The following is a 22,801-nucleotide window of genomic DNA, read 5'->3' as shown; positions in this document are numbered from 1 at the left end:
GGCGCGGAACGGGGATGATCAGGCCATGTCAGCTAGCCGCGTCGCCGCCCGTGCCGGGGCCGCGACGGTCCTCGCGGGCGCGTCCGTCGCCGTCTTCTCTCCCGCCGCACCCGCCGCCGCCATGCCCGCCGCCGCGCCGGGTGCCGGGAAGGACGACCGGGTGGCGTTCACGATCAGCGATCCGCGGATCAACGAGTCCAGCGGCCTCGCGGCGAGCGCCCTGCATCCGGGCGTCGTCTACACCCACAACGACTCCGGCGGCGTCCCGAAGATCTTCGCGCTCGGCCCGGACGGGCGGGTCAAGGCCGTCCTCACGGTCGGCGGCGCCAGCGCCCGCGACTGGGAGGGCATGGCGCTCGGCAAGGACGCCCGGGGCCGTCCGGCGATCTTCGTGGCGGACATCGGCGACAACCTCGGCGGCGCCTGGCCCTACGTGACCGTGTACCGGATCCCCGAGCCGTCCCGGCTCAGCAGCCGGACGCTGCCCGCCACCGCGTTCAGGATCAAGTACCAGGACGGGCCGCGCAACGCCGAGACGCTCATGATCAACCCGCGGACCAACCGGCTGTACATCGCCAGCAAGCTGTTCGGCGGGAAGATCTACGAGGCGCCCGCGAAGCTGAGCACGAGCGGGTTCAACGTCATGCGCAAGGTCGGCGACGCCCCGGCGATCGCGACCGACGGCGCGTTCTCCCCCGACGGCCGCACCTGCGTGATCCGGACCTACTTCGGCGCCCGGCTGTACTCGGTGCGGCCGGACGGCCGGCCCGGGAAGACGCTGAAGTCGCTCGACCTGCCCATGCAGTCGCAGGGCGAGTCGGTGACCTACACGCCGGACGGCAGGTCGCTGCTCGTGGGGTCGGAGGGCGAGGACCAGCCGGTGTACCAGGTGCCGCTGCCCGAGGAGGCGCTGCCCTCGGCGTCGCCGGCCGCCGCGCCGGAGAACGCGGGGGCGGGCGACGCCGAGAACGGCCGCAGGGACGCCACCGGCACCCGGGCCGGCCTGTTCCTCGTCCTGGCGATCGCGGGAGCGGTCGGCTACGGCCTGATGCGGGGGCGCCGGTGACGCGCGGGAGCATGGTGACGCGCGGGAGCATGGTGACGGGCGGGGCCGGGGGGACGGGAGTCCACCGTCGGACCTGACCGGCACGATGGAAAAGGCTTTCGGAGGACGATCGGATCGCGGAAGGAGGCGACGGTCCCGCGGGGACCCGTGTGAGGATGCGGACTGTGGAGCATGAGCTGGTGGGCCTCGCGGGCTCGGGTGGCCGGTGGCGCCCCGTCGCCGCGGGCCCGTTCACCGTCCTCGCCGTGGCGCTGGCGCTGCTGCCGATCCGCCCGGTGTGGCTGTGGGCCGCGCTGATCGGGGCCGTCGCCGCGATCCCGTGGCTGCTGGGCGCCGTCCCGGACGCGCGCCGCCGGCGTCCCCGCCCGTACTGGCGGCTGTCGGCGGCGGGCCTGGAGCGGATCGGCCGCGGCGGGCTGGTCATGGTCTCCTACGAGCGGTCCCGGATCGACGGGCTGGCCATCACCACCGGCGACGGTGTGCTGACCGTCTTCCACCGGTTCGGGCGGACGGCCGTCGGCGGCATGACCGCGATGGGCCTGGAGCCGCTGGCCGTGTTCGTGACGGCCCGGCGGCTCGGCATCCCCATGCACGTCCTGGACGGCGAGGCGACCGACCTGCTCGACCCGGCGCTCGACGAGGCGCTGCGCGCCTCCGGGCTGGAGGACGACATCCCGGGCGGCGGCCCGCTGCCGCGCGACCACGCGGCCGAGAAGCGGCTCCTCGACCAGGAGGCCGCGCTGCTGGCGGCGGCGTACGAGCCGCCCGCCGAGCCGTCCACCGGGGACCGTCCCGCCCGCGGCCGGGGCAGGGGGCCCGTCGAGCAGCGGCTCGACACGCCGGAGCCGCTGCCGAGCCGCCGCCGGATCCTGGCGCTCGGCGCGCTGACCGCGCTGCTCGGCGCCATGATGATCGTGCGGATCGGGCTGGACGGCACGAACGCGTTCGGCGCCCGGCTCGCGGCCGGCTGCTGGGCGCTCGCCGCGATCGCGGGCGTCCTCGCGGCGCGCCGCCGGCTGCTGCGCGCCGCCCAGGTCCGCTGGACGATCACCGCGGAGCGGCTGCGGGTGCGGGCCAGGCCCGGCCGCCGCCGCGAGGCCCAGGACCTGCGCGCCCTGGACGTCGCCGCGGTCGTCGTCGGCCCCGGCCTGCGCCTCGACCCGGTCAGCGGGGAGCCGCGCCGCGCCGACCTCGCCGCGCTCGCGTTCGGGCACCGGCTGGAGCTCGTCGCCCGGCTGCCCGCGCACGGCCTGGACGGCTTCCAGCTCGCGCACGCCCTCGACGACCACGGCTACCGGGTGATCACGCCGGGGGCGCGGGCGCCGCGCCGTCCCGACTACGGCCTCGAAGGGCTCCCGGAGATCTTCGCGCAGGTGCCCGGCGGCCGGCTCGTCGTCGCCGACGGCGGGCTCGGCTGGGCGGACGCCGCCGGCGACGTCGTGCTGAAGATGCCCGAGGACCGCATCGGCGGCATCGAGCTGCTGACCATCGGCGGGCACGCGTGGGTCCGGCTGTACGACTCCGACGGCGACGAGTTCTTCGCCGCGCCGCTGTCGGCGCTGCGGATCTCCCGCACCGACCTGCGCGAGTCGGCCCGGCGGGCCGGCCTGCCGGTCACCGACGCCGAGTACGACGCCTACCTGAGCGCCGCGTTCCATTCGGCCGTGTCCACGCTCGCCGCGCCCGAGCCCGAGCGGGCCCCGGCCGTGCTGCCCGCGCCGGTCATGGGCCCGGACGGGGCGGCCCAGGACGTCCCCCTGCCCCTCCCGGAAGACCCCGGCGGGCAGGACTTCACCTTCCCCGTCTCCGCGCCGCCCAGCCCTGCCACGGCGCCGGGCGCGCTCCTGGACGCCACCCGCCGCTCCCGTATCGGGACGTACGGCATGAGCGTGCTGCTGTGCGAGGCGGTGGCGCTGCTGGGCGCGGTCTGGCTCGGCCCCGACCTGGGCGGCTTCAACACCACGGCGAGCTGGTCGATGCCCGCCGGGCTGGTGGTCGGCCTCGTCGGCTACTGGCTGTACGACCGGAACCGTTCGCAGCTTCGCGTGACGTCCGCCGGGCTCGCGGTCGTCACCCGGCGCGGCAAGGTCGAATGGGACCTGACCCGCGACCGCGTCGGCGGCGTCGGCATCGACGAGTCGACGGAGCGGATGCCGCGGCTGGTCGTGTGGGCGCCGTCCGGGCGGGTGCTGCGGCAGATCGCGTTCCCGCCCGACCTGGACGAGCTGCGCCGCGCCTGCGAGCGCTACGGCGTCCCGTGGGGGCCGCCGGACGCCGACCGTCCCGCGCCGCCCCCGCCCGAGCTGTGACCGCCCGAGCCGTGGCCATCCGAGCCGTGGCCGGATGAGCCGTGGCCGGATGAGCCGTGGCCGGGTGAGCTCTGCTTCAGCGACCAGGTCTTGAGCGGCTCGTAGGAGACCTGGCTGTAGTCCTTGCCGGGCAGGTGGCTGCGCACCAGCTGGATGGAGTCGGCCGTCCAGGGGGCGCCCGCGAACGCCGACAGCGGCTCGACGAGCGACCGCACGTCCACCGGCAGCCGGGACCGCGCCAGCGTCAGGTGCGGGCGGAAGCCGCGGTGCTTGTCCGGGATCGTCCCGACGCGGCGCCCGGCGGCGGTGGTGGACGCGGCGAGCCGCGCCAGGCGGCGCCGGTCGCCGTACAGGCCCGTCCACAGGACGCGGGCGTGCGTGCCGCTGCCCGGGAACGCGCCCGCGCCCGCCAGCGACAGCGTCATGCGCTCGTGCCGTCCGACGGCGCGCTCCAGCCGGGGCAGCAGCCGGTCGAGGGTGCGGTCGTCGACCTCGCCGAGGAACGTCAGCGTGACGTGCAGCAGATCGCGCCGGACCCAGCGCAGCTCGGGCACCGCGTCCCGATGCGGGCGGACGGCCTCCTCGAGCTCGTCGAGGATGTCCGGGGGCGGCACGAGCGCCACGAAAAGCCTCATGGGAGCGTCCGGAGGGCCACCCTGCCAGCCTCTCAGCAGACGGCACCCGTTGTCACGCGGATGGGCCGGTCGCCCGGCGGCCGGTCATCCTCCGGCGGGACGCGCCCGCCGGAGCCCCGCCCCGCCCGTCCTGCCGCGGGCGGCCACCGCCCCCACGGCGAGCGCGGCGAGGACGGACACCAGCCCGCCGAGGACGAGGCTCGTCCGCGCGCCGAAGGTCTCGGCCAGCCAGCCGATCGCCGGGGCGCCCACCGGGTTCGTGCCGAGGAACACCAGCATGTAGAGGGCCATCACCCGGCCGCGCATCTCCGGGGAGACGCCGAGCTGCATCGTCGCGTTCGCCGCCGTCGTGATCGTCATCATCGCGACGCCGGTCGGGACGAGCATCGCCAGGAACAGCCAGTACGTCGGCATCAGCCCGGTGGCGGCCTCCAGCGTCCCGAACACCAGGCCCATCGCCACGAGCAGCCGCAGCCGCGGCCTGGCGACCCGCCTGGCCGCCAGCAGGGCGCCGCTGAGCGCGCCGAGCGCCAGCATGCTGGACGCGAGCCCGAACGCGGACGCGTCGGTGTGGAAGACCTCCTTGGCGACCAGCGCGACCGTCGTGTTGAAGTTCATCCCGAACATGGCGAGGAAGCCGATGAGGACCAGGACGAGCATCAGGTCGCGGCGTCCGCGGACGTAGCGGAGGCCCTCGCGGAGCTGCCCCTTGGCGCGCTTGACCGGCGGGGCGTCGTGCAGCTCGGCGGCCCGCATCGCGGACAGGCTGAACAGGACGGCGCCGAACGACGCCGCGTTCACCAGGAAGACGGGCCCGGTGCCGATCAGCGCGATGAGCACCCCGGCGACGGCGGGGCCGAGCAGCCGCGCGCCGTTGAACGTGGCGCTGTTCAGCGCGATCGCGTTCGGCAGGTCGCGCTTGCCGACCATCTCGACCACGAACGACTGGCGGGCCGGGTTGTCGACGACGGTGGCGACGCCGAGCCCGAACGCCAGCACGTACACGTGCCAGACCTGCGCGCTGCCGCTCACGGCGAGCACGCCGAGGACCAGCGCGAGCACGCCCATCGACACCTGCGTGAAGACCAGGATGCGGCGCTTCGGGTAGCGGTCGGCGATGACGCCGCCCCACAGCCCGAACAGCAGCATCGGCAGGAACTGGAGGCCGGTGGTGATGCCGAGCGCGGTGCCGCTGCCGTGCGCGAGTTCGAGGACGAGCCAGTCCTGCGCGACGCGCTGCATCCAGGTGCCGGTGTTGGAGACGACCTGGCCGGCCGCGTAGATCCGGTAGTTCCGGACCCGCAGCGACCGGAACATCCCGCCGCTGCGCGCGTCCTCGGCCCCTTCGTCGGGCTCCTCCGGAGCAGCGCTTTGGACCGTTCCGCCGGACGCCGCGCCGGCGGTGTCCTGCGGGGGTTCGCCGGGGGTCGCGGGCGGGAGGTCCGTGCGGATGGCGGGGTGGGCGGGGGTGTGCGCGGCGGGCCGGGACGGCGCGGGACGGCGGCGGGCGCGCGCCGGGGCCGCCGTCTTCGGGGCGGCGGTCTTGGGGGGTGCGGGGGTGCGGGGACCGGCGGCGCGGGCCGGGTGTGCGCGCCGCCGCCCGAGGGGGCCGCGTGCCGCGGCCCCCTCGGGTTCGTCAGGGCCTTCGTTAGCAAAAGTCATTACCGAAGCTAACGGTAATCGGAGGCCCGGCATTCCGGCAAGGGAACATGAGCACCGGCACAGGGCCAGCATCGGCCGGACCGCTCGACGATCGGTTCAGGACCGGCTGAGCCGGTCGATGATCGGCGCGGCCTGGCGCAGGGTCTCCCGCTCGTCGTCGGTCAGCTCGGCGAGCCGCCGGGCCAGCCACGCCTCCTTGCGGCGCCGCTCGTCCGCGAGCAGGGCGGCGCCCTCCGCGGTGGCGTTCAGCATGACCTGCCTCCCGTCGGTCGGATGCGGGCTGCGGACGAGGAGGCCGCGCTCCTCCAGGTAGGCGATCACGCGGGTCATCGAGGGCGGCTGCACCTTCTCGTGGTCGGCCAGTTCGCGCGGCGTCATCGACCCGTGCCGCTCGACGGCGGCGAGCGCGGCGAACTGGGTGAGCGACAGCGGGCGGCCGCCGTCGCCCGCCGCGGGCGGGCGCAGCGTGCGCAGCCGGCGGGTCAGCCGCGCGATCGAGATGCGCAGCTCCTCGGCCAGCCCCGGCGCGGACGCCGTGCGGCCCCGGATCGGTGGCGTTGTCATCGTGATTGGTCTCCTGGTGCTGCCGCCCATGCTGCCACGCCGCCGTTTGACACCGACACTAACCCCATTAGCCTACTGGCTATCGCCAACCAAGGAGGTCGCATGCCCCGTGCGGGACTGTCCCCGGACGCCGTCGTGGACGCCGCCGTCGCCGTGGTGGACGCCGGCGGCCCCGGCGCCCTCACGCTGGCGGCGGTGGCGGGACGGGTCGGAGTCGCGACGCCCTCCCTCTACAAGCATGTCCGCAATCTCGCCGAGTTGCGACACCTGGTCACGTCCCGCGTGCTGGATGACCTCGCCGAACGGCTCGGCGAGGCCGCGCTGGGACGGTCCGGCGACGACGCCGTCCGGGCGCTGATGCGCGCCTACCGGTCCTACGTGGTCGAGCATCCGGGCCGCTACGGCGCGATGGAGCAGACGGCGACGCCGGAGGGCGACGCGGCCGCGGAGCGCCTCCTCGGCATCCTGTACGGGGCGTTGCGCGGCTACGAGCTGGCGGGGCCCGACCTCGTCCACGCGGCCCGCTGCCTGCGTTCGGCCGTGCACGGGTTCGCCGTCCTGGAGGCGGCCGGCGGTTTCGGCCTGCCCGCCGACCTGGAGGCCAGCTACGAGCTGCTCATCTCCATGGTCACCGGAGGACTGTCCCGGCCCCGGGCCGGGTGACCCGGCCCGACCCGCCGGTAGCCTGGGCCCCATGAGCCGACAGCGCCTGCCGGATCCCCCGCCGATGCAGACCAACGACGTCCGCATCGCGGCCGCGGGCACCGCCGCCTGGGCGATCGCGCTCGTCGTGCTGCTCATCGCCGGGCTGCCGTCCGAGGACCGCTGGTGGCTGTGGGTGTGCGTCACCGGCATCGGGATCGGCGTGTTCGCCATGTGGTACACCCCTCGGCTCCAGGCCGGGCGCGCCCGCCAGGAGGCCCGGCGCAACGGCGACTAGGGCTCCAGGTCGGCCTCGGCCAGCAGCACGGGCACCGACTCCGGGTCGCGCAGGACGGCCTCGACCAGCAGCCGTGCGGCCCAGTTCCCCGTCGACCAGGCGAGCGCCCGCGCCAGCCCGTGGGCTCCGCTCGCGTGGACCTCGCCGTCCCTCGTCCACCACGGGACGACCTGGCCGTCCACGACCAGGCGGTCATGCGCGAGGTAGCCGGCGGGAGCATCCGGCAGGACGGCCCTGACCGCCTCCGGGACGGGACGCTTCTCGCCGCCCGGCTCGACCTCGCCTTGAACCTCGTCCCCCGCGGGCGGAAGGTCGAGAAGCTCGGTGAGCCGCGTGTCGCGTCCCTGCGCCGCGATGACGAGCGGCTGCCCTTGCAGGAGCGGCAGGAGGTCGGGACCGTCCAGGACGAGGGCGTCACCGGCGTCCACGACCTCGACCTCGCCGTCGACGATGGCGCGCACATGGTCGGGTGGCTCGATGTCCACGTCGGGGGCGTCGGCCAGGGCCGTCCAGAGGCCGCCCAGCTGACCGCGGGTGACGGACCGGGCGGGATCACCGAGCCGCTCCAGTAGCTCTTGGGCGCCGCCGGGTTCGTCGAGCAGCTCCTCCAGCGACGTACGGACGCCCAGGGCGAGAAGTAGCCGCTCGTCCAGGCCCTCTGGCGCGACGTCGTAGAGACCGGCCAGCGCCTCGTCCCCGCCCAGCCGGAACTCGCCCGGCCTCCGACCGTCCAGTACCGGGCGCCGTCCCAGCCACCACGCCGTGTACGAGGGCACGGCGACGCGCCTGCCGTTGTGCAGGGTCACATGGGCGGGATCGACGATCGCGGCCCGCCACGGCGGCCCGGCGAGCACCTTCAGCGCCGCCGCCCAGTCGTCGACGAGTTCCAGGTCGCGGACGGCGGCGAACTCCGGGACGAGCGGCGGGAGGTCCTGCGGCCCGATCCGCCTCAGGGCGTCGTCGGCCCACAGGTCCTCGTCGTCGAGTTCGAGGGTCTCGGCCTCGTCGGCGAGGCCCATGAGGTTGACGTCCTCGGCCTTGGCGAGGGCGAACCCGTCCAGGACCCCGACGGCGGTGAGCGCCTCCGCGCCCCACCGCTCCAGCACCTCGGCGTCGACCACGCCGAACGGCGCGTCGTCCGCCATGAGGTTCCGCAGCGGGCTGCCGGGCAGCAGCAGCTCGCCCGCCGGGTAGAGCTCTCCGTCGTCGCCGGGCAGCGCCAGCTCGGCCAGCCAGGGCTCCTCCCCCGGATCGAGGTGCGCGCCCGCGACCAGCCCCAGCACGGCCTCCGCGACCGCGTCCGGGTCATCGGCCTCGAACGACTCCTCGACGGCCGCGCGCACGGCGGCGTCGCCGAGCACGGCCCGCGGCCCCGCCTCCATCGCCCCGAGCCGCGCCAGCAGCGGGTGCACGGCCTCCGGGTGGACGAACCGCAGCCCGAGCGCGTCCAGGCCCGCCGGGTCGACGCCGTCGGCGATCAGCAGGCCGCGCGGCCCGCGCACCACGCGCCCCGCCTCGCCCGCCAGCGGCACCGGCAAGGCCCCCAGCGCGTCTGTGGCGGCTCCGCCGAGCGACTCGTACACCCGGTGCCACCACGCCGGTTCCCGGTCCACAGCGGCCAGCTCATCGATCACGTCGGCCAGCTCGACCCGCCGGACCCCGAGGGCCGCCAGCGCCGGGCTCCGCGCTGGCCACTCCGCCGGGAGCAGCCCGCCGACCACGGCGTCCGCGCCGCCGAGCACCTCGACGAACGGCGCAGGCGCGTCCACGGCCAGCGCGTCCCGGCCGCGCGTCCGGTGCGGCAGCACGGGCGCGTCCGGCAGCCGCTCCCGGATCGCCCGGCGGATCCGCGCGTCCAGTTCGCCCGCGCCGACCGGCCCGGGCACGAGATCGAGCACGCGCGGCGACACCGGCAGCTCGCCCAGCAGCCGCACATACGCCTCGGCGGCCCGCTTCACGAGGAAGCCGGTCAGCGCTCCCGGCGCGACGTGCCGCCGGTCAGGCGCGAGCGGGAACGACGCGATGAGCAGGGCGGGCAGATCCAGTCGCTCATCGCTGGGCGTGGGCGCATGCACGACCCCGGACACGTCGCCGGGCAGCCCGTCCTCTGGCAGGGCCCACCGAACCTGCCAGAAAGGCCGCGCCCGTTCCTCCACAGGACGGTCTTCCAGAAGCGCCCCGGGGATCTCCCCATGCGCCTCGACCGTCCGCCACACGCTCCCGTTGAGGACGACCTCGCCGACGCGCCGTTCAGCGGTCAGCGCGCGCACATCGCCATCGACGTCGATCTCGACGTGCTCCAACGCCGGCAGAGCCAGCATCAGCGCCGCGCCGACCTCCGCGAGCTGCCGCCGGACGGACGCGACCGCGTCCTCCCGCAGCGGCAGGCGCACGACGGTGTCGAACCCGTCCGGCACCTCCGGCACGTCGTCCAGCGCGAACGGCAGCCGCAGCAGCGGCACATGCCCGCCCCGCCGCCGGACCTCGTCGCCGACGCCCGCCAGCCCCTCCACCAGCCCACGGGCCCGCTCGACCGACCACCCGACACCCGCCGCGCCCGCTCCGGCGCGCCCGGCGACGGACGCGGACGCGATGGCGGGATCGTCGGTCACGGAGGCGACGGCCGCGAAACCCACGCCGAAGCGGCCGGTCGCGGCGGTCTCGTCGCGTTTGGCGGAGGCACGGAGGGTGGAGAGGGCCTCGACCCCCTCCGCGTCCAGCGGCGACCCCGTGTTGGCGGCGGACAGGACGGCGCCCGAGGGCGACGTCCGCAGCGTCAGGCGGAGACGGCCGGGGACGGCGGCGCGCAGGGCCGCGTCCGCCGCGTTCTGGGCGAGCTCCACGACCACGCGGTCGCGGTAGCCGCCGAGGGCGTAGTCCTCTTCGGCGTTGGCGTCCTCGCGGAAGCGCGCCGGGGACTCGGCCCAGGCGCGCAGCACACGTTCGCGCAGGGCGCCCGTGCCGAAGGTATCCGGAGTGTCCGGCATGGCGTCAGCTGTGGCCGAGCGCCTCGTCGTCCAGGGACGCCGTGTCGTCGTCACCGGACGGGACGATCTCGTAGCCCAGTTCGTCGATCACCGGCGGGTTGTGCTCGGACGCGGCCGGGATCGAGACGGCCTCGGAGTGCGCGCCGCAGCCGTGGTCGGCGGAGACGACGCGGCCGTCGTCGGGGGCGTACTCGTTGGCGCAGACCCCGAAGACCTGCCGCAGCTCGCCCGCCAGGACGACGAAGAAACCGCAGGTGGAGCACTGGGCGGGAGCGGACGCGGCGATCGGCGCGCGCGGCCCGGCGACGCCCTCGTACCAGCGCGTCGCGGCCTCGTCGCGGCCCTCCCGCGACAGCACTCGGACGCGGCCGAGCCCGAGCTCCCACTGGGCCTCGCGGTCGGTGGAGTCGTCCACCTGGGTGAAGCCGGGGGCGAGCCGGACGTCGTCGGGCGCGGTCGGCAGCAGGTCGCCGGGGCCGAGGTCGCCGGGGCGCAGCCGCTCCAGCCACGGCACCCACGGCGGCGCGAGCAGCGCCTCCTCGCCCGGCAGCAGGACGCATTCGCTGACCGTGACGTTCCTGGCGCGCGACGCCCGGGTCACCGTCACCGACCAGCGCCAGCCCCGGTAGGCGGGGTCGAGGCACTCGAAGGAGTGCGTGACCACGCGGTCGGCCTCGGCGCGGTAGCCGAGATGCTCGCCGACCGGGGTCGGGCGGGCGGTGTCCTCGGCGGCGGCGCGGGCGAGGTCGACGGCCTCGGCGCACGCCGCGTCGACGGCGGGCGTGCGGGTCCGGCGGGCGGGCCCGGACGTGGTGCGCGCGGCGGCGGGACGCGCGGGGCTGGACTGGCGCTGTGGGCTCACACGTCAATTCTCGCCCATGAAAGGACGTGGCCGGGCACATGGCCGGGCATACGGCGGGGCATACGGCCGGTCACGCGCGGGCGGCACGGCGCCGCACCGCTCGGGTGAGCCTCCATTCCAGCGGGGAACGTAGTCTCAATCGAACGACTCCGATGGCCGTGCCCCGGTGGACATCCGGCACGGCCGCTGGGAGAGACCGGGGCGCATGGCAGACCGCACGAGGCTGGGACGGCCCGTACGCGCCGCCGCCGGAGCTGCGGCGCGGGCGGGCCGCGGCGCGCGCTCGGCCCTGCTCGGGACGGGCCGCCTCACCCGCCGCGTCACGCACGCGCAGGGCGCCGGGCGCAGCGGCCTCGGCAGCCTGATCGAGGCGTCCGCGTTCAACTCCGCCGGCGACGCCATGGTCACGGTCGCGCTGGCCGGGACGCTGTTCTTCGGCCTGGACGTCAACCAGGCGCGCGGCCAGATCGCCCTCTACCTGCTCGTCACGATGGCGCCGTTCGCGCTGGTCGCCCCGCTGATCGGCCCCGCGCTGGACCGGGCCCGGCACGTCCGCCGCTACGCGATCGCGAGCACGTTCGTGATGCGGGCGCTGCTGTGCTGGGCGATGGCGGGCGCGCTCCCGCACGGCGACCAGGTCACGTTCCTGCCCGCCGCGTTCGGCGTGCTGGTGCTGTCCAAGGCGTTCGGGGTGCTGCGGGCGGCGGTCACCCCGCGCGTCCTGCCGGACGAGATCACGCTGGTGACGGCGAACGCGCGCGCCGCGTTCGCCGGGCTGATCGCGGCATCGGTCGCCGCGCCGGTCGCGGCCGGCCTCGCGGTGCTCATCGGCCCGGGGTGGGTGCTGCGCATCGGCACGGCGGTGTTCCTGCTCGGCGTCGTGTTCACCATGCGGCTGCCGGGGCACGTGGACGTCCCCGAGACCGCGCCGCAGCCGGAACCGGCCGCCGGACGGCCGCGCCGCCGGCGGGTCCTGCCCCGCGTCGGACCCGTCGTCGCGGAGGCGATGGAGGCCAACGCGGTGCTGCGGGCCTTCTCCGGCTTCCTGATCATCTACCTGGCGTTCCTGCTGCGGCAGGAGCGGTTCGACCCGGTGTCCCACCATGTCGCGCTCGGCCTGCTGGCGGCGTGCGCGGGCGCGGGCGGGCTGATCGGCACCGCGCTCGGCGCCTGGATGAAGGCGCGGGCGCCCCGGTTCATCGTGTCCGCGACGCTCGCCGCCGTCACCGCCGTCACCGCGGCGGGCGCCGCGTTCTTCGGGCTGTGGGCGGCGCTCGCCGTGGCGACCGCGGCCGGTCTCGGCCAGGTGCTCGGCAAGCTGTCCATGGACGCGGTCGTCCAGCGCGAGATCGGCGAGGAGATGCGCTCGTCCACGTTCGCGGTGTCGGAGACGCTGCACCAGCTGAGCTGGGTGCTGGGCGGGCTGCTCGGCCTCGGCATGTCGATCGTCGCGGACGGACGGGTCGCGCTCGCGACCGTCGCCGCGGCGCTCGCCGTCGCGTCCGCGCTGCTCGTGTCCCGGCAGGCCGGGCCGCGGCGCCGCGGCCGCCGGCCCGCCGCGCAGGCGAACATCACGGACGCGCACCCGGAGATGCGCGCCTGACCCGCCAGGGGACGGTCAGGGCGACAGGTCGTCGGCGACCGCCCGCAGCACGATGGCGATCTTCTTCGACTCCGCCGGGGCCGGGTGCTTGCCGCGCCGGTAGGTGTTGGAGATGTCGTCCAGCAGCTTGATGAGGTCCTCGGTGATCACGACCATCTCGTCCGGCTTCTTGCGCCGCTGCTTGGCGATGGTCTTCTCGACCGACGGCAGCGACTCCAGCACCCGGACCTGGAGGGCCTGCTGGCCGCGCCGCCCCTCGACCACGCCGAACTCGATGCGCTGACCGGGCTTGAGCGCCGTGACGCCGCCCGGCAGCGCCGATGAGTGCACGAAGACCTCCCCGCCGTCGTCGCGGGTGAGGAAGCCGAACCCCTTGTCGGAGTCGTACCACTTGACCTTGCCAGTCGGCACCGGAGACCTCGTTCAGTAATCGTCCTGAATCGCCCTCAAGATTAGTGCCTCGCCGCGGGCCGGTGAACACGCCGGGTACCCCCGCGACGCCTGCGGGGCAACGCCTCAGACGCTATCCCGGACGTCCGGGAACGGCACCTCGGTTTCGCGGCGCGGATCAGCCCGCCGGGAACCCGCCGAGCCACTGCGGGAAGGCCAGCAGGTCGGGCAGGACGACGTCCGCGCCGTACGCCGCGAGCGCCGCCGAATCGAACGGGCCGGTCGCCACGGCCACCGCCACCGCCGACGCGGCCCGAGCCGCGTCCACGTCGCCGGTGTGGTCGCCGATGTAGGCGCCCGCGCCGTGCTCGCGCAGCGCCGCGCCCTTGTCGGCGCCGAACAGGCCGCCCACCACGGCGTCCGGCCGCAGCCCCAGGAACCGGACGGTCCGCTCGGTGTCGGCCTGGTTCTTGCCCGACACGACGACCACGCGCCCGCCCCTGGCCCGCACCGCGTCCAGCGCGGCGGCGGCGCCCGGCATGAGGACGGTCGCCGGGACCGCGATGTCGGCGTAGACCGCCCGGTAGCGGGACGCCATCGCGGGCACCTCGTCCGCCGGGAACCAGTAGGCCAGCTCCTCCTCCAGCGGCGGCCCGATGCGCCGCACCACGAGCTCCGTGTCGATCGGGACGCCCGTCTCCGCGGCGAGGAACGCGTACACGGCGCTGATGCCGGCGCGCGTGTCCGCCAGGGTCAGATCGAGGTCGAAGCCGACGGCGAAGGCCGCGCCGGACGATGCGGGAGGATCGAGATCGAGCACGCCCCACAGGGTAAGGGGCTGGACACATGAGAGGACCCGCGCTCTCCTGGTAGTGGCGATGCGACGGGATCCGAGTAGGAGAGCACGGGACCGTGATCCAGATATACCCGGCCCCCCGGCCACAAACCCGCTGACCAGGGAAAACGCAGCACCCGAACACCCCACCCCGACCCCAAGGACGATCACCCGCCGGCCGCCCCCCGGCACGGCCCGGTGAAGGAGGCCACCCATGGCGCACGACCCCGACCCGCCGGTCGACCAGGCCCCGCCCCCGCCCCCGCACGAGCACGCCATGACCCGCACGGAGCCCGGCGGCGAGCACCGCGCCCCGCGTGCCCGGCGCTCGTTCACCGACCGCGCCGGGGCGGCCCGCCGCCGCGCCGTCGACGGCGCGGCCACCGCGATCTCCGTCGTGACCACGCTCGTCGTGCTGGTCCTGGCCGTGCACATCGTGTTCGTCGCGTTCGAGGCGAACACGGCGAACGACCTCGTCCGCTGGTTCGGCGACCGGGCCACCGACCTGTGCTGGCAGTTCAAGGACGTCTTCCAGCCCGAGAGCCACAAGACGGAGGTCGCGGTCAACTACGGCCTGGCGGCCCTCGTCTACCTGGTGATCGGGCGGATCCTGGTCGGCATCGTCCGCCGCTTCGCCTAGCCGTCCGCCGCTTCCTCAGCCGTCGGAGGCTTCGCCCAGCCGTCGGAGGCTTCGCCTAGTCGCGGCCGGGGAAGCGGACCGCGTCGAACGGCCAGGCCGTCGTCATCCACTGGCGGACGAACGTCTCCAGTTCCTTCTCCAGGACGGAGTTCTCCTCGTCGGCGCGGACCCAGAACACCACGACGGCGTCCGAGCCCGGCTCGTCGGACGGGGCCACGTGGATGCGGCCGAGCTGCCGCTCCCCGTCCGGCGTGATCACCACGTAGCTGAACGAGCGCCGCAGCTGCCCCTGCTTCTGCAGCCACGCGACGTCGATCAGGGCCTGCTCGAACGTGAACTCGCTGTCCGGCCAGCCCCACTCGGGCCCGAACCGGCCGGCCAGGCGGTCCAGGCTGCCGATCACGGCGCCGTAGTCCTTGACCACGTCGTGCACGGTGATCGGGCGGATCTGGAAGTCGGGCCCCGCCACCAGCGTGGGCACCACGAAGTCCTCGGGCAGGAACGCCCCGCTCGCCGCCTTCTGCGGAGACTTGAACATCGTCGACCTTTCCAGCGACGCCCCTTCCGGCGACGGGGCATGCGGCCTCGAACTCTAGTCCTCCCGGCCCCCCGACGAGACGCATCACGGATTCGGGCGCGCCGCGGCGGCGGCCCGGCAGTGGCTCAACGGCGGCGCGGTGGCGGCGGGCCGCGCGCCGATGCCTTAGTGTTCTTCCGGAGGAATTCATCACCATGACGCCACCCACGCGCGACCGCATCGTGTCCGAGTCGCTCCGGTTGTTCGCCGACCGGGGCTACGCGGCGACGTCGGTCGCGGAGATCGAGGCCGCGGCGGGCCTGTCCCCCGGCGCGGGCGGGCTCTACCGGCACTTCCGGTCGAAGGAGGAGGTTCTCGCCTCCGCCATCCGCGAGCACATCGAGCGGACCCACCGGCAGATCAGCGACGTCCTCACCCAGGCCTCCGTCTTCGAGGACCGCCCCCTCGAGATCCGGCTGCGCATGACGTGCCAGGTCGGCCTCGCCAAGATGCGCGAGGAGCAGGACCTCATCCGGGTCCTGTTCCGCGACCTCGACCAGTTCCCGAACCTGGTCGCGGAGATGCGCGAGGGCATCGTCAACCCGCTCTACGACGGGATCGCGACCTGGCTGTCCGCGCAGCCCGAGTTCGAGGGCTCCGACGAGGACTGGCCCGCGATCGCCTCCATCCTCGGCGGCGCCGTGGTGAACTACTGGCTGGCGAACGAGTCGATGTACGAGCCGCCGACCCGCATCGACGAGAAGCGCTTCGTGGAGAGCTGGGCGCGGCTCGGGCTCGGGCTCGTGCACCTGGAGCGCACACCCGCGACCTGACCTGCGGCATCCTGGGTTCCCCACCCCGCGCGGGCCCCTACCCTTGAGGGCCCGCGCACCTGCGGCGTGCACGCGACATAAAGTTGGGGACCGGCATGGAGACGTACGCGGACTGGCTTCGCGCGCGAGGCGACGACGAGCTTCGCGCGCTGCTGACCGCGCGTCCGGAGCTGCTCGCCCCCGTCCCCGCCGACCTGACCGCGCTCGCCGCCCGCGCCGCCACGCCCGCCGCCGTGTCCCGCGCCCTCGACCGGCTGGACCGGTTCACCCTCGCCGTCCTCGAAGCCCTCCTCGTCCTGCCCGCGCCGGGCCCCGCCGCGCTCGCCGCGGCCCTCGGCGCGACGCCCGCGCAGATCGAGCGCGCCCTCGACACGCTGCGCCGCTACGGGCTCGCCTGGGGCGACGGGACGCCGCCCGCCGCGCCCGGCGTCCGGCAGGTCCTGCCGCACCCGGCCGGCCTCGGCCCGCCCGTCCCGGAGGTCTTCGCCGGCTACTCCGCCGAGCGGCTCACCGACCTCGTCACCGACCTGGAGGGCGAGGCGCCGCGCGGGTTCCCCGACTCCGGGCGGCTGCTGCGGCGCCTCGCCGAGCTGCTGGCCGAGCCCGGGGACCTCATCGAGGACGCCGGGCCCGAGGCGCGGGCCGCCCTCGACCAGCTCACCTGGGGGCCGCCCGTCGGACGGGTCGCGGACGCGCGCCGCCCCGTCCGGATCGACACCGCGACCACCCCGATCGAGCGGCTCCTCGCCCGCGGCCTCCTCGCCGCCGAGGACGACCGCACCGTCACCCTCCCCCGCGAGGTCGCGCTGCACCTGCGCGGCGACCGCCTCTTCCGGGACGTCCCCGCCGAACCGCCGCCGCTCCCCGCCGGGGCCCGGCGGCCGCGCGGCGACGACCTCGTGGTGCGCGCCGCCGCCGGCGAGGCGTACAACGCCGTCCGGCTCATCGAGGAGCTCCTCGAACGCTGGGGCCTCGATCCGCCGCCCGTCCTGCGCAGCGGCGGCCTCGCCGTCCGCGACCTGCGCGCCGCCGCCTCCCTGCTGGACGTCCCGGAGTGGAAGGCGGCGCTGCTCGTCGAGGTCGCCTACGCCGCCGGGCTGCTCACCCGCAGCGGCGACCTCGACGGCGAATGGCTGCCCACCCCCGCCTACGACCTGTGGCTGATGCGCGACACCGCCGGCCGCTGGACGGAGCTCGCCCGCGGCTGGCTGAAGTCCGACCGCGCCGCCGGGCTCGCCGGCGAGCGCGACGACCGCGACCGGCTGATCAACGCGCTCAGCGAGGCGATGGTGCGCAGCAGCGCCCCCGCCACCCGCAGCGAGATCCTGGAGATCCTCGCCGGCGCCGAGCCCGGCGCCGTCGTCGACGCGGACGCCCTGCGCACCCGGCTCGGCTGGCTGCGGCCCCGCCGCGGCGGCCCGACCCGCGAGCGGCTCCTCGGCTGGACGCTCCGCGAGGCCGCCGCGCTCGGCCTCACCGGCTTCGGCGAGCTCGCCGGGTTCGGCCGCGACCTCCTCGCCGGCGACGACCCCGAACCCGCCCTGGAGAAGTACCTCCCGGCGCCCATCGACGAGATCCTCATCCAGGCCGACCTGACCGCGATCGCGCCCGGCCCGCTCGTCACCGACCTCGCCCGCGAGCTCGCGCTCGCCGCCGACGTCGAATCCACCGGCGGCGCCACCGTCTACCGGTTCACCCCCGAGTCGGTCCGCCGCGCCCTCGACGCCGGACGCTCCGCCGCCGACATCACCGACCTGCTCACCCGGCACTCCGCGACCCCGCTGCCGCAGCCGCTCGGCTACCTCATCGACGACGTCGCCCGCCGGCACGGGCACCTGCGCGTCGGCGCCCTCACCTCCTACGTCCGCACCGACTCCGCCGCCACCCTCGACGAGATCCTCGCCGACCGGCGCGCCGAGCCGCTGCGCCTGCACCGCCTCGCGCCGACCGTCCTCGCGTCCGGGCTGCAGCGCGCCGACCTGCTCGACGGCCTGCGCGCCATGGGCCTCGCGCCCGTCGCCGAGGCCCCCGGCGGCGGCGTCATCGTGACCCGGCCGGACGCGCAGCGCGCCGACCCGCCGCCGACCGCCGAGATCGTCCGGCTCCGTCCCGGCACCCGCACCGACGCCTCGATGATCACCGCCGCCGTCCGCGCCCTGCGCGCGGGCGACGAGGCGTCCCTGCACGGCGCCGAACACGCCCGGCAGGCGCCCTCCGGAGAACCGCCCCGCTCCCCGGCGATGGCCACCATCGAGCTCCTCCGCGCCGCCGTCGACCGCGGCTCCCGCGTCTGGATCGGCTACCTCGACCAGCAGGGCCAGGCGTCCAGCCGCATCGTCGAACCCGTCCGCGTCGAAGGCGGCTTCCTCACCGGCTACGACGCGACCCGCGCCGCCGTCCACCGCTTCGCCCTCCACCGCATAACCGGCGTCAGCGAGTTGAGCTGACCGCCGCCTCGGCGCGGGCGTCGAGGGCGATCGCCGCGACTCGGGACGGCGATGGGGGTTATGGAACGCGCGGCAGCCCTCTGGAGTCCTAATCTGGAGGCCCCGTGTCGCGTTTGTGAAGGAGGCCGCGTGTGAGCGGATATGGCGGCACGCCGCCCGGCTGGCAGGACCCTTACGGCGGGCAGGGCTGGAACCAGCCGCCGTACTCCGGCGCCCAGCCGCCGCCCGGCTACCCCTACGCCTACGGGCCCCCGGGCGTCCCGGTCCGGCCGACGAGCAGCGCCTCCACCACCGCCTGCCTGGTCTGCAACATCGCCAGCGTGCTGCTGTGCTGCGGCGTGCTGGGCATTCCGGGCGCCATCGTGTCGGCGATCGCGATGGGACGCGTGCACACCGACCCCGAGTCCGCCCGCAAGCTGACGATCGCGGGCTGGATCCTGTTCGCCCTGTCCATCGTCTGCGGGATCATCATCGCCATCATCTACGTCGTCGTCATGGTCAACGCCGACACCGGCTACGACTCCGGGTCCGGCATCTAGCCGTCCCGGGAAGAGCACGGCCCCCGCCGCCGTTGAAGCATGCGTTCCCGTCCGGATCGCACGACGCGCCGCCCTGCCTCGGGTAGCGTGCGGCGACGGTGTCCGGACGCGGCATCGATCACTGACATCGCGACGGGGGCTCTGCTTTGACCGACGGTCCGCTCATCGTCCAATCCGACAAGACCCTGCTGCTGGAGGTCGACCACGAGCTGGCCGGCGCCTGCCGCAAGGAGATCGCCCCGTTCGCCGAACTCGAACGGGCGCCCGAGCACGTCCACACCTACCGGGTGACGCCGCTCGCGCTGTGGAACGCCCGCGCCGCCGGGCACGACGCCGAGCAGGTCGTCGACACGCTGATCAGGTACTCCCGCTACCCCGTCCCGCACGCCCTGCTGGTGGACGTCGCCGACACGATGGCGCGGTACGGGCGGCTGCGGCTGGAGAAGGACCCCGAACTCGGGCTCGTCCTGTCGTCCTCCGACCGGTCGGTGCTGGAGGAGGTCCTGCGCGCCAAGAAGATCAAGGGGATGATCGGGGACCGGGTCGGCGACGACGCGGTCGCCGTCCACCCGAGCGAGCGCGGCGCCCTCAAGCAGGCCCTGCTGAAGCTCGGCTGGCCCGCCGAGGACCGGGCCGGCTACGTGGACGGCGAGGCCCACGGCATCTCCCTCGTCCAGGACGGCTGGGAGCTGCGCTCCTACCAGGACGAGGCCACCGACGCGTTCTGGCACGGCGGCTCCGGCGTCGTCGTCCTGCCGTGCGGCGCGGGCAAGACCATCGTCGGCGCCGCCGCCATGGCGCGTGCGCAGGCGACCACTCTGATCCTCGTCACCAACACCGTGTCGGCGCACCAGTGGAAGCAGGAACTCCTCCGGCGGACGTCCCTCACCGAGGACGAGATCGGCGAGTACACCGGCACGAAGAAGGAGGTCCGGCCGGTCACCATCGCCACCTACCAGATCATGACGACCCGCCGGAAGGGCGCGTACACGCATCTGGAGCTCTTCGACGCCCGCGACTGGGGCCTCGTCGTCTACGACGAGGTGCACTTGCTGCCCGCGCCGATCTTCCGGATGACCGCCGACCTCCAGGCGCGCCGCCGGCTCGGCCTCACCGCCACCCTCGTCCGCGAGGACGGCCGCGAGGGCGACGTGTTCTCCCTGATCGGGCCGAAGCGCTACGACGCCCCCTGGAAGGACATGGAGTCCCAGGGCTGGATCGCGCCCGCCGACTGCGTCGAGGTCCGCGTCACCCTCACCGACTCCGAACGCCTCGCCTACGCGACCGCCGAACCCGAGGAGCGCTACCGCTTCTGCGCCACCACGGACACGAAGACCAAGCTCATCCAGGCCCTGGTCGACCGCCACCGAGGCGAGCAGACGCTGGTCATCGGCCAGTACATCGACCAGCTGGACGAACTCGGGGCCTTGCTGGACGCCCCCGTCATCAAGGGCGAGACCAGGGTGCGCGAACGGGAACGCCTTTTCGACGCGTTCCGCTCTGGCGAGATCAACGTGCTGGTCGTGTCGAAGGTCGCGAACTTCTCGATCGACCTGCCGGAGGCGTCCGTCGCCGTCCAGGTGTCCGGGGCCTACGGGTCGCGGCAGGAGGAGGCCCAGCGCCTCGGACGGCTGCTGCGGCCCAAGGCGTCCGGCAGCGGCGCCCGGTTCTACGCCGTCGTCGCCCGCGACACCCTCGACCAGGACTACGCCGCCCACCGGCAGCGTTTCCTGGCCGAACAGGGCTATGCCTACCGCATCGTGGACGCCGACACCGTCTTCGCCGGCAACGACTTCTAGCCGGCGGAGGCCGTGTCCGGCGGTCGGCTGCGAGTCGTCAGGCGGGCGGGGGCCAGTGCCGGAGGGCGCTGTCGAGGGCGTCCAAGGTCCTGGCCCAGGACGCGTCCGCGTCGCGCGGGTGGTGCTGGAAGGCGCCCGCGGTCTCCAGGCTGACGTAGCCGTGGAACACGCTGCCCAGCATCCGCACCGCGTCCGTCTGGTCGGGCTCCGCCAGCTCGTAGCCGCGCAGGATCGCCCGCGTCATCTCCGCATGCCGGACTCCCGCGCTCCGGAGGGCCGTCTCGCGGTCCAGCTCCATCCGGGCCGCCGCGTACCGGCCGGGATGCCGCTTGGCGTAGCTCCGGTACGCGCCGGCGAAGGCGACCAGCGCGTCCTTGCCGGCGCGTCCGGCCACCTCGGCCGCGACCTCGTCGGCGAGTTCGGCCAGCGCCAGCAGCGCCACCCGGGTCTTCAGGTCGTGCGCGTTCCTGATGTGCGAGTACAGGCTGGCTTCCTTGACGCCGAAGCCGCGCGCGAGCGCCGCGACGGTCACCTTGTCGAAGCCGACCTCGTCGGCCAGCTCCGCCGCCGCGCGCGTCAGGCGCTCGACGGTCACTCCGGCGCGAACCATGGGCCCCCTCCCGTCCACCTAGGCCATTAAAGCATTTGCCTAGGGGTATTAGGAAGACTAGCCTCGGCGCTCATGAGGCCCATCACCGAACGCGACCTTCGCGCGTCCTTCGTCAACTGCTCCAAGGGGGAGGCCAAACGCCTCGACCTCCCCAAGGACTTCGCCGACCTGCCTTGGGACGACCTCGACTTCCTGGGCTGGCAAGACCCCGGCGCGCCCGGACGCGCCTACCTCATCGCCGAACGGGACGACAGCATCGCCGGCATCTCGCTGCGGGTGACCGCCGGCACGGCCCGCGGTTTCACCTCACGCAGCATGTGCTCGCTGTGCCTGACCACACGCACCGGCGGCGGCGTCGCGCTGATGACCGCGCGCCGGACCGGTGACGCAGGCCGCCAGGGCAACTCGGTCGGCCAGTACATGTGCGGTGACCTCGACTGCTCCCTCTACGTGCGAGGGAAGAAGCAGTCGGTCGCCGGGGGCGGGCTCGACGAATCCCTCACCCTGGACGAGAAGGTCGCGCGCGTCCTCGGCAACCTGCATTCGTTCCTGGACAAGGTGACCCGATGAACCGCCCTCACGCCGCCGACACGGGCGAACAGGAAGGGCACTCTTGCGGGCATCAGCCGCCGGGAGAATGGCCGTATGGCGACTGTTGAACTGCGTGACTTGACCGTTCACATCGACACCGGCCGCTGGAACGAAACCGTCCTCGACGGAATGGACCTGGTCGTCCCGGAGGGGCAGCTCACTGCTCTGCTCGGCGAATCCGGCTGCGGCAAATCCATGGTCGCCGCGGCGCTCACCGGCCTCCTGCCAGGTTCGGCCCGCCGCACCGGCCAGGTCCGCGTCAATGGCACTTCAGTGGACGACGAGCGTCAGTGGCGGCGCCTCCGAGGCCGCACCGTCGGGTTCGTGCCCCAGGACGGAGTCACGGCCTTCGCCCCGTCCGAGACCGTGGGCGCGCAGTTGCGCGAACTGGAACGCCGACACCGGCAATGGAGCCTGGACCGCGCGTGCACTGCGGCGCGCTACCCGACCGAGTTGTTCGACCTGCTGCCTGACCAGCACTCCGGCGGCCAGATCCAGCGGGCCGCCCTCGCCGCCGCGCTCCTGCCCGCGCCCGGCATCCTCATCGCCGACGAACCGGCCGGTTCCCTGGACGTCGACACGGCCTACGCGGTGTGGACCACCCTGCGCAGGTACGCCGACGCGGGAGCGGCCGTGCTGGTGATCACACACGACGTGCCCATGCTCACCGCCACCCGCGTCGCAGACCGGATGGTGCTCATGCGCGGCGGCAAGGCCGTCGTCACCGGCACCACTCCCGAACTCGCCGCTCTGACCGACCCATACGTGCGCGGCTTCTTCCAGCCCCAATGAGCGCATGCTCGTCAGTTCTCAGACCCGTTAAATGAGAAAGGGCCCCGCCGTGTGGCGGGGCCCTTCCTGCAATATGAGTCCGGCGGTGTCCTACTCTCCCACACAGTCTCCCATGCAGTACCATCGGCGCTGAAGGGCTTAACTTCCGGGTTCGGGATGGGACCGGGTGTTTCCCCCTCG

21 protein-coding genes and 1 rRNA gene are annotated in these 22,801 nt (G+C 74.5%); 12 read left to right on the top strand and 10 right to left on the bottom strand.

The genetic code is table 11. The annotated features are described in order from the left end of the window. Positions 1–25: 25 nt before the first annotated feature. Both ACA511_RS38835 and ACA511_RS38830 read left to right on the top strand, forming a co-directional pair. On the top strand, positions 26–1,066 hold the full coding sequence (locus ACA511_RS38835; protein ID WP_375029744.1) for a hypothetical protein: 1,041 nt from the start codon (positions 26–28) through the stop codon (positions 1,064–1,066). A gap of 164 nt (positions 1,067–1,230) precedes the next feature. Continuing rightward, on the top strand, positions 1,231–3,375 hold the full coding sequence (locus ACA511_RS38830) for a hypothetical protein (protein WP_375029743.1): 2,145 nt from the start codon (positions 1,231–1,233) through the stop codon (positions 3,373–3,375). Here the strand turns inward: ACA511_RS38830 and thpR are convergent. From thpR to ACA511_RS38815, 3 genes are all read right to left on the bottom strand, one after another. Further along, a complete protein-coding gene (gene thpR, locus ACA511_RS38825; protein WP_375029742.1) occupies positions 3,312–4,010 on the bottom strand; it encodes an RNA 2',3'-cyclic phosphodiesterase in 699 nt (232 codons plus the stop codon). The two genes, ACA511_RS38830 and thpR, sit on opposite strands and share 64 nt — an antisense overlap. Before the next feature lie 84 nt (positions 4,011–4,094). Continuing rightward, positions 4,095–5,327: an MFS transporter gene (locus ACA511_RS38820; RefSeq protein ID WP_375029840.1), complete on the bottom strand. Its 1,233-nt coding sequence runs from the start codon at positions 5,325–5,327 to the stop codon at positions 4,095–4,097. Between the two features lie 441 nt (positions 5,328–5,768). Then, a complete protein-coding gene (locus tag ACA511_RS38815) occupies positions 5,769–6,236 on the bottom strand; it encodes a MarR family transcriptional regulator (RefSeq protein WP_375029741.1) in 468 nt (155 codons plus the stop codon). 102 nt (positions 6,237–6,338) lie between these two features. Between ACA511_RS38815 and ACA511_RS38810 the strand changes: the two genes are divergently transcribed. After that, the gene (locus tag ACA511_RS38810; protein ID WP_375029740.1) at positions 6,339–6,899 is read left to right on the top strand and encodes a TetR-like C-terminal domain-containing protein; all 561 of its coding nucleotides are present in this window, start codon (positions 6,339–6,341) and stop codon (positions 6,897–6,899) included. Positions 6,900–6,930: 31 nt separating this feature from the next. Continuing rightward, positions 6,931–7,176, top strand: coding sequence for a DUF2530 domain-containing protein (locus ACA511_RS38805; RefSeq protein ID WP_375029739.1), 246 nt, complete (start codon positions 6,931–6,933; stop codon positions 7,174–7,176). On the opposite strand, the gene ACA511_RS38800 is transcribed toward ACA511_RS38805, so the two are convergent. Together ACA511_RS38800 and ACA511_RS38795 are read right to left on the bottom strand one after the other, a co-directional pair. After that, a complete protein-coding gene (locus ACA511_RS38800) occupies positions 7,173–10,163 on the bottom strand; it encodes a sacsin N-terminal ATP-binding-like domain-containing protein (protein WP_375029738.1) in 2,991 nt (996 codons plus the stop codon). The genes ACA511_RS38805 and ACA511_RS38800 overlap by 4 nt on opposite strands. A 4-nt stretch (positions 10,164–10,167) precedes the next feature. Then, positions 10,168–11,025 (bottom strand): DUF3027 domain-containing protein, encoded by an 858-nt coding sequence (locus ACA511_RS38795; RefSeq protein WP_375029737.1) that lies wholly within the window; start codon positions 11,023–11,025, stop codon positions 10,168–10,170. A gap of 205 nt (positions 11,026–11,230) precedes the next feature. Between ACA511_RS38795 and ACA511_RS38790 the strand changes: the two genes are divergently transcribed. Continuing rightward, positions 11,231–12,628 (top strand): MFS transporter, encoded by a 1,398-nt coding sequence (locus ACA511_RS38790; protein ID WP_375029736.1) that lies wholly within the window; start codon positions 11,231–11,233, stop codon positions 12,626–12,628. Between the two features lie 15 nt (positions 12,629–12,643). Here the strand turns inward: ACA511_RS38790 and ACA511_RS38785 are convergent, their stop codons facing one another. Together ACA511_RS38785 and ACA511_RS38780 are read right to left on the bottom strand one after the other, a co-directional pair. Next, entirely contained in the window at positions 12,644–13,039 is a 396-nt protein-coding gene (locus tag ACA511_RS38785) for a cold-shock protein (protein ID WP_375029735.1), read from the bottom strand. Positions 13,040–13,196: 157 nt separating this feature from the next. Beyond that, positions 13,197–13,838 (bottom strand): HAD family hydrolase, encoded by a 642-nt coding sequence (locus ACA511_RS38780; protein ID WP_375029734.1) that lies wholly within the window; start codon positions 13,836–13,838, stop codon positions 13,197–13,199. Positions 13,839–14,067: 229 nt separating this feature from the next. Here ACA511_RS38780 and ACA511_RS38775 point away from each other — a divergent pair, with 229 nt between their 5' ends. Further along, on the top strand, positions 14,068–14,493 hold the full coding sequence (locus ACA511_RS38775) for a hypothetical protein (protein ID WP_375029733.1): 426 nt from the start codon (positions 14,068–14,070) through the stop codon (positions 14,491–14,493). Positions 14,494–14,548: 55 nt separating this feature from the next. Here the strand turns inward: ACA511_RS38775 and ACA511_RS38770 are convergent, their stop codons facing one another. Beyond that, positions 14,549–15,031, bottom strand: coding sequence for a GNAT family N-acetyltransferase (locus ACA511_RS38770; RefSeq protein WP_375029732.1), 483 nt, complete (start codon positions 15,029–15,031; stop codon positions 14,549–14,551). A 194-nt stretch (positions 15,032–15,225) separates the two neighbouring features. Here ACA511_RS38770 and ACA511_RS38765 point away from each other — a divergent pair, with 194 nt between their 5' ends. From ACA511_RS38765 to ACA511_RS38750, 4 genes are all read left to right on the top strand, one after another. Then, positions 15,226–15,843 carry a TetR/AcrR family transcriptional regulator gene (locus tag ACA511_RS38765; protein WP_375029731.1) on the top strand — a complete coding sequence of 206 codons (618 nt, stop codon included), beginning with the start codon at positions 15,226–15,228 and terminating at the stop codon, positions 15,841–15,843. A 95-nt stretch (positions 15,844–15,938) separates the two neighbouring features. Further along, a complete protein-coding gene (locus ACA511_RS38760) occupies positions 15,939–18,290 on the top strand; it encodes a helicase-associated domain-containing protein (protein ID WP_375029730.1) in 2,352 nt (783 codons plus the stop codon). Positions 18,291–18,421: 131 nt separating this feature from the next. Beyond that, positions 18,422–18,829 (top strand): hypothetical protein, encoded by a 408-nt coding sequence (locus ACA511_RS38755; protein WP_375029729.1) that lies wholly within the window; start codon positions 18,422–18,424, stop codon positions 18,827–18,829. A 146-nt stretch (positions 18,830–18,975) separates the two neighbouring features. Then, positions 18,976–20,628 carry a DNA repair helicase XPB gene (locus tag ACA511_RS38750; RefSeq protein ID WP_375029728.1) on the top strand — a complete coding sequence of 551 codons (1,653 nt, stop codon included), beginning with the start codon at positions 18,976–18,978 and terminating at the stop codon, positions 20,626–20,628. A 37-nt stretch (positions 20,629–20,665) separates the two neighbouring features. Here the strand turns inward: ACA511_RS38750 and ACA511_RS38745 are convergent, their stop codons facing one another. Continuing rightward, positions 20,666–21,238, bottom strand: coding sequence for a TetR/AcrR family transcriptional regulator (locus tag ACA511_RS38745; RefSeq protein ID WP_375029727.1), 573 nt, complete (start codon positions 21,236–21,238; stop codon positions 20,666–20,668). A 72-nt stretch (positions 21,239–21,310) separates the two neighbouring features. On the opposite strand from ACA511_RS38745, the gene ACA511_RS38740 reads away from it, so the two are divergent. Together ACA511_RS38740 and ACA511_RS38735 are read left to right on the top strand one after the other, a co-directional pair. After that, positions 21,311–21,808: an FBP domain-containing protein gene (locus ACA511_RS38740; RefSeq protein WP_375029726.1), complete on the top strand. Its 498-nt coding sequence runs from the start codon at positions 21,311–21,313 to the stop codon at positions 21,806–21,808. A gap of 99 nt (positions 21,809–21,907) precedes the next feature. Beyond that, entirely contained in the window at positions 21,908–22,621 is a 714-nt protein-coding gene (locus tag ACA511_RS38735; RefSeq protein WP_375029725.1) for an ATP-binding cassette domain-containing protein, read from the top strand. Positions 22,622–22,698: 77 nt separating this feature from the next. Here ACA511_RS38735 and rrf read toward each other — a convergent pair. Next, positions 22,699–22,801, bottom strand: a 5S ribosomal RNA gene (gene rrf / locus ACA511_RS38730); the annotation flags it as partial.

The sequence above is a fragment of the Actinomadura sp. GTD37 genome, assembly GCF_041951365.1.
In the GTDB taxonomy this organism is placed as follows: Bacteria; Actinomycetota; Actinomycetes; order Streptosporangiales; family Streptosporangiaceae; genus Spirillospora.
This window is presented reverse-complemented; position numbering and strand designations above follow the sequence as displayed.

Coding starts and splice junctions, on each gene's coding strand:
- ACA511_RS38835 (WP_375029744.1), top strand. CDS start 26: ATGTCAGCTAGCCGCGTCGCCGCCCGTGCCGGGGCCGCGACGGTCCTC.
- thpR (WP_375029742.1), bottom strand. CDS start 4,010: ATGAGGCTTTTCGTGGCGCTCGTGCCGCCCCCGGACATCCTCGACGAG.
- ACA511_RS38820 (WP_375029840.1), bottom strand. CDS start 5,327: ATGTTCCGGTCGCTGCGGGTCCGGAACTACCGGATCTACGCGGCCGGC.
- ACA511_RS38815 (WP_375029741.1), bottom strand. CDS start 6,236: ATGACAACGCCACCGATCCGGGGCCGCACGGCGTCCGCGCCGGGGCTG.
- ACA511_RS38810 (WP_375029740.1), top strand. CDS start 6,339: ATGCCCCGTGCGGGACTGTCCCCGGACGCCGTCGTGGACGCCGCCGTC.
- ACA511_RS38805 (WP_375029739.1), top strand. CDS start 6,931: ATGAGCCGACAGCGCCTGCCGGATCCCCCGCCGATGCAGACCAACGAC.
- ACA511_RS38800 (WP_375029738.1), bottom strand. CDS start 10,163: ATGCCGGACACTCCGGATACCTTCGGCACGGGCGCCCTGCGCGAACGT.
- ACA511_RS38790 (WP_375029736.1), top strand. CDS start 11,231: ATGGCAGACCGCACGAGGCTGGGACGGCCCGTACGCGCCGCCGCCGGA.
- ACA511_RS38775 (WP_375029733.1), top strand. CDS start 14,068: ATGGCGCACGACCCCGACCCGCCGGTCGACCAGGCCCCGCCCCCGCCC.
- ACA511_RS38770 (WP_375029732.1), bottom strand. CDS start 15,031: ATGTTCAAGTCTCCGCAGAAGGCGGCGAGCGGGGCGTTCCTGCCCGAG.
- ACA511_RS38765 (WP_375029731.1), top strand. CDS start 15,226: ATGACGCCACCCACGCGCGACCGCATCGTGTCCGAGTCGCTCCGGTTG.
- ACA511_RS38760 (WP_375029730.1), top strand. CDS start 15,939: ATGGAGACGTACGCGGACTGGCTTCGCGCGCGAGGCGACGACGAGCTT.
- ACA511_RS38745 (WP_375029727.1), bottom strand. CDS start 21,238: ATGGTTCGCGCCGGAGTGACCGTCGAGCGCCTGACGCGCGCGGCGGCG.
- ACA511_RS38740 (WP_375029726.1), top strand. CDS start 21,311: ATGAGGCCCATCACCGAACGCGACCTTCGCGCGTCCTTCGTCAACTGC.